The following is a 4,885-nucleotide window of genomic DNA, read 5'->3' on the forward strand; positions in this document are numbered from 1 at the left end:
TTCGACCGTGGTCCGCGTCGGGATGACCGTCCGTCGGGTGGCGGCTTCAACCGTGACCGTGACGACCGTGGTGGCCGCTCCTACGGTGACCGTCCGTCCGGCGGCGGTTTCCGCCGCGACGACCGTGGTGACCGTCCCTCGGGCGGTGGCTTCGACCGTGGCCCGCGCCGTGACGACCGTCCGGCCGGTGGTGGCTTCCGTCGTGACGACCGTGGTGATCGTCCCACCGGTGGTGGCTTCCGCCGCGACGACCGTGGTGACCGTCCGTCGGGTGGTTACGGTCGTGACCGTGACGACCGGGGCGGCTTCGACCGTGGCCCGCGTCGCGACGACCGTCCGGCCGGTGGTGGCTTCCGTCGTGACGACCGTGGTGATCGTCCCACCGGTGGTGGCTTCCGCCGCGACGACCGTGGCGACCGCCCCTCTGGCGGCGGTTACGACCGCGGCCCCCGTCGTGACGACCGGGGCGGCTTCGACCGTGGCCCGCGCCGTGACGACCGCCCCTCTGGCGGCGGTTACGACCGTGGTCCGCGTCGGGACGACCGGCCGTCCGGCGGTTTCCGCCGCGACGACCGGGGCGACCGGGGTGACCGTGGCGGTTACGACCGCGGCCCGCGCCGTGACGACCGGGGCGGCTACGACCGTGGCCCGCGTCGTGAGGAGCGCTCGGACTACGACGACCGTCGTGGGAACTACGAGCCGGTCAACCGGCTGCCGATCCCCGAGGACGTCACGGGCTTCGAGATCGACGCGGATGTCCGTCAGGACCTGAAGAGCCTGCCGAAGACCCTCGCCGACGACGTGGCGCGCAACCTGGTGATGGTCGCGCGGCTGATCGACAGCGAGCCGGAGGAGGCGTACAAGTACTCCCGCGTCGCGCTGCGGCTGGCCTCGCGCGTGGCCTCCGTCCGTGAGGCGGCGGGCTTCGCCTCGTACGCCACCCAGCGGTACGCCGAGGCGCTGACCGAGTTCCGCGCCGCGCGCCGGATGACCGGCCGGGTGGACCTGTGGCCGGTCATGGCGGACTGCGAGCGCGGTCTGGGCCGGCCGGAGAAGGCGCTGGCGATGGCCGGTGAGCCCGAGGTCAAGCAGCTGGACAAGGCCGGCCAGGTCGAGATGCGCCTGGTCGCCTCCGGCGCCCGCGCCGATCTGGGCCAGCTGGACGCGGCCCTGGTGACCCTGCAGAGCCCCGAGCTCGGCTCCAGCGCGGTGCACCCGTGGACGGCGCGCCTGCGCTATGCCTACGCCGAGGCGCTGATCGCGGTCGGCCGCGAGGAGGAGGCCCGCGACTGGTTCGCCAAGGCCGCCGAGGCCGACACCGACGGTTCGACCAACGCCCACGAGCGGCTGGCCGAGATCGACGGCCTGGAGTTCGTGGACGCTCTCGACCCCGAGCTGGGCGAGGACGAGGAGGGCGAGGAGCCCGTCCGCGAGGAGGCCCCGCGCCGCAAGGTCGCCGTGGACGACGCCGGTGAGGACCGCGACATCTACGAGGACGAGGAAGACGTCGAGGAGTACTACGACGAGGATGACCTGGAGATCGACGAGGTCGACGTCCGGGACGACAAGCGGTAAGTAGCACCAAGAGCGAAGGCCCGGCAGGAAGCATCCTGCCGGGCCTTCGTCGTACCGGGGCCAGCCCGGCCCGGTCAGCCCAGCCTGGTCAGCAGATCTCGAGGCTGCGCAGGACCAGGCCGGTGGCGGGCTTGGGGCCGAAGGAGGTGGACTTGCGGGGCATCGTGACGCCCTGCTCGGCCAGCCGGCGGACCACGCTCTCCTTGACCGGGCTGAGCAGTACGGCCGTGCCGCCGGTGCGGGCGGCCTCGCGCTCGGCGGCGACGGCGGTGTGCAGGTAGCCGATGTCGTCCGGGCCGTCGGGCACGTGCCAGGTGTGGTCGAGCAGCGTGGCGTGCAGCACGGTGGCGTCCAGACGGCGCCACTCCTCGGGCTTGCCGGGCGGCACGGTGGCGGCCAGCAGGGCCTCGTCCGGGTCGCTGAGCAGCCGGAAGGTGCCGTCGCCGTCGGTGAGCAGGAAGGCGTTGCCGCCGTGCCGCTTGGCCTCGGCGAGGGCTTGCAGGGCCGTGTCCAGCGGGCCGGGCACCTCCTTGACCCGCCAGTGGTCGCCGAGCGCCGCGAGGGCGTCCTCGAGCGGGAGGCGGTAGAGCACCCGGTGGATGGCGCGCACCCGCAGCGGGTAGCGGGCGGTGTCCACGAGCAGGACCAGGCCCCGGTCCCACGGGCTGCGCGGGAGGTGGCGGTGTTCGCGCTGCAGGCGCAGGTACATCTCCCAGCGGTGGTGGCCGTCGGCGATCAGGGCGCGGCAGGTGGCCAGGTCGCGGGAGACCTCGGCCAGCTCGGCCGGGTCGGTGACGGCCCACAGGCGGTGGTGGGTGCCGTCGCTGGTGGTCGTGGTGAGCAGCGGCTCGCCCGCCACGGCGCGCTCGATCACGGCGGCCGCGCCGCCGTGGCCCCGGTAGGTGAGCAGCAGCGGTTCGAGGTTGGCCTTGGTGGTGCGCATCAGGCCGACCCGGTCGGCCACCGGCCGGGGCATGACGTCCTCGTGGGGGAGGACGATGCCCGCCTCCTTGCCGCTGACGGCCAGGGCGCCGATCAGGCCGCGCTGGAGCAGCTCGCCGCCGGGGGAGTCGGGGCTGGTGCGCTGCTCGTAGACGTAGAGCGCGGGCTGCTCGTCGGCCGCCAGCACGCCCTCGCGCCGCCACTGGGTGAGCAGGCGGGCGGCGTGCCGGTAGCGGGTGTCGCGGTCGGGGCGGTGGCCGCTGTCCTCCGGCTCGGGCCGGGGCAGGATCAGTCGGACGATGTTGTGCGGGTCCGCCGTCTCCAGGTCGAGCCGCCGGCCCGGGTCCACGACGTCGTACGGGGGCGAAGTGACCGCAGCCAGCGTGCCGACCCGGTCGGGGACGTACCGCAGGCCTCGGAAGGGGGACAGGGACAGCCCTGCGGTGGCGACGTGCCCGGGATCGCCGGGGCCGCCTGCCGGAGACTCCGCTCCGGTATCTGCACTGGGTGCACTCATCAGGGCATGGTAATCGGGTATGGGGTGTTGAGAGGGCCAGGAGCCTGGAGAAGTGTCAGGTGACGGGCGTGGGCCAGGGGAGTGGAGGGCGGGATGGAGCAGAGCGGGGAGCGGACTTCAGGGGTGCCTGAGGGGGATGTCTACGACTGGTTCCGGCGGGGCGCGCAGCTGCTGGAGCAGGGGCACCCGGCGGCCGCCGAGCAGTTGCTGGCGCGGGCGGCGGCGGCCGAGCCGCATTCGCGGAGCATCCGGGAGACGCTGGCGCGGTCCCAGTTCGACGCCGGGCTGTTCGGGCCGGCGCTGGAGAACTTCAAGGCGGTGGCGCTGGCCGATCCGGCGGACGACTACGCTCAGTTCGGGTGGGGCATGGCCGCGGCCAGGCTGGGGGACTTCGAGGCCTCGGTCGAGCACCTGGCGCTCGCGGTCGCGATGCGGCCGGAGGCCGAGCACTACCGGGCGGCGCTGCGGCAGACCAGGGCGACGCTGGCGGCGCGCGCCGGGGCGTACGGGCCGTTGCTGCCGGGGGCGCCCGGCCCGAGGCAACCGCGCGGCCAGGAGCTGCCCGGGGACGACTGATCTTTCGAGAGGTGGAGCAGCATGACGGAGACGGCCACGGCCATCGGGCAGCACCGGACCGCGCCCGGGGGGTGCGACCGTCCGCTGACGGAGGCGTACGACACCGCGCTGCTCGACCTGGACGGGGTGGTGTACGCCGGTCCGGACGCGATCGAGCACGCGGTGGAGTCGCTGGCCGTGGCGCGGGAGGCCGGGATGCGGCTGGCGTACGTGACCAACAACGCCTCGCGGCCGCCGCGGGTGGTGGCCGGGCACCTGAGTGAGCTGGGAGTGCCGGCCGCCGCCGAGGACGTGATCAACTCGGCGCAGGCGGCGGCGCGGCTGGTGGCCGCCAAGGTGCCGGCCGGGTCGAAGGTGCTGGTGGTCGGCGGGGCCGGGTTGGTGGAGGCGCTCGCGGAGCACGGCCTGGAGGCGGTGCGGAAGCTGGCCGACGGGCCGGTGGCCGTGGTGCAGGGGTACGACCCCTCGGTGGGCTGGGCCGATCTGGCGGAGGCTTCGTACGCGGTGGCGGCGGGGCTGCCGTGGGTGGCTTCGAACACGGATCTGACCGTGCCGACGGCGCGGGGGATCGCGCCGGGCAACGGGACGCTGGTGGCGGCCGTCCGGACGGCGACCGGGGTCGAGCCGGAGGTGGCGGGCAAGCCGCTGCCGCCGATGCACCGGGAGACGGTCATCCGGACGGGGGCGCGGCGGCCGCTGGTGGTGGGGGACCGGTTGGACACCGACATCGAGGGGGCGTTCAACGGCGGGGTGGACTCGCTGCTGGTGTTCACGGGGGTGACGACCCCGGCGCAGGTGCTGGCTGCTCCGGTGGAGCACCGGCCGACGTACCTGGCGGCGGATCTGCGGGGGATGCTCGTCGCTGCTCCCGAGGTCGTCGAGCTCGGGGACTGGGCCTTCGGTTGCGGCGGGTACCGGGCCTGGGCGGAGGACGGGGAGCTGCGGGTCGCGGGCGAGGGGGACGTCTACGACGGGCTGCGGGCGCTGTGCGGGGTGGCCTGGCAGGGCGCGGCTCTCGACGGGACGAAGGCGCTGCTGGAGTTGGGGCTGTAGAGCGGCTGCGGCGGGGAGGTCGGCTTGTCGCGCAGTTCCTCGCGCCCCCGGATAGTGCAACTTGGGGCGGAGGGACTGCTGCGGCCGGAGGGTGGTTGGCCGCGCGGTTCCTCGCACCCCTGGGTTTAGCTTGACTCTGTCGGGGATCTTGGACGATCGGGTTCAAGTGCCAAGAGTTCGCCAGGACTTCGGCCGGGGGATGTCGCGCTGGTCCAGGTAGGT

4 protein-coding genes and 1 pseudogene are annotated in these 4,885 nt (G+C 74.1%); 4 read left to right on the forward strand and 1 reads right to left on the reverse strand.

The window, feature by feature from the left end; genetic code table 11:
* Both ABT095_RS38485 and ABT095_RS38490 read left to right on the forward strand, forming a co-directional pair.
* Positions 1–630 (forward strand): annotated as a pseudogene (locus ABT095_RS38485) (hypothetical protein); the annotation flags it as partial.
* Between the two features lie 81 nt (positions 631–711).
* Entirely contained in the window at positions 712–1,575 is an 864-nt protein-coding gene (locus tag ABT095_RS38490) for a tetratricopeptide repeat protein (RefSeq protein ID WP_350534295.1), read from the forward strand.
* An 88-nt stretch (positions 1,576–1,663) separates the two neighbouring features.
* On the opposite strand, the gene ABT095_RS38495 is transcribed toward ABT095_RS38490, so the two are convergent.
* Positions 1,664–3,034 (reverse strand): DUF1015 family protein, encoded by a 1,371-nt coding sequence (locus ABT095_RS38495; RefSeq protein WP_350534292.1) that lies wholly within the window; start codon positions 3,032–3,034, stop codon positions 1,664–1,666.
* A gap of 123 nt (positions 3,035–3,157) precedes the next feature.
* Between ABT095_RS38495 and ABT095_RS38500 the strand changes: the two genes are divergently transcribed.
* Positions 3,158–3,610 carry a tetratricopeptide repeat protein gene (locus ABT095_RS38500; RefSeq protein ID WP_350534293.1) on the forward strand — a complete coding sequence of 151 codons (453 nt, stop codon included), beginning with the start codon at positions 3,158–3,160 and terminating at the stop codon, positions 3,608–3,610.
* A 21-nt stretch (positions 3,611–3,631) separates the two neighbouring features.
* Complete coding sequence (locus ABT095_RS38505) at positions 3,632–4,663, forward strand: HAD-IIA family hydrolase (protein ID WP_350534294.1); 1,032 nt, start codon at positions 3,632–3,634, stop codon at positions 4,661–4,663.
* Positions 4,664–4,885: the final 222 nt, after the last annotated feature.

It is taken from the genome of Kitasatospora sp. NPDC002227 (assembly GCF_040296285.1).
In the GTDB taxonomy this organism is placed as follows: domain Bacteria; phylum Actinomycetota; class Actinomycetes; order Streptomycetales; family Streptomycetaceae; genus Kitasatospora.

What these genes read in the sequence shown, in the direction of transcription:
- ABT095_RS38495 (WP_350534292.1), bottom strand. Translation starts at nt 3,034, where the DNA reads ATGAGTGCACCCAGTGCAGATACCGGAGCGGAGTCTCCGGCAGGCGGC.
- ABT095_RS38505 (WP_350534294.1), top strand. Translation starts at nt 3,632, where the DNA reads ATGACGGAGACGGCCACGGCCATCGGGCAGCACCGGACCGCGCCCGGG.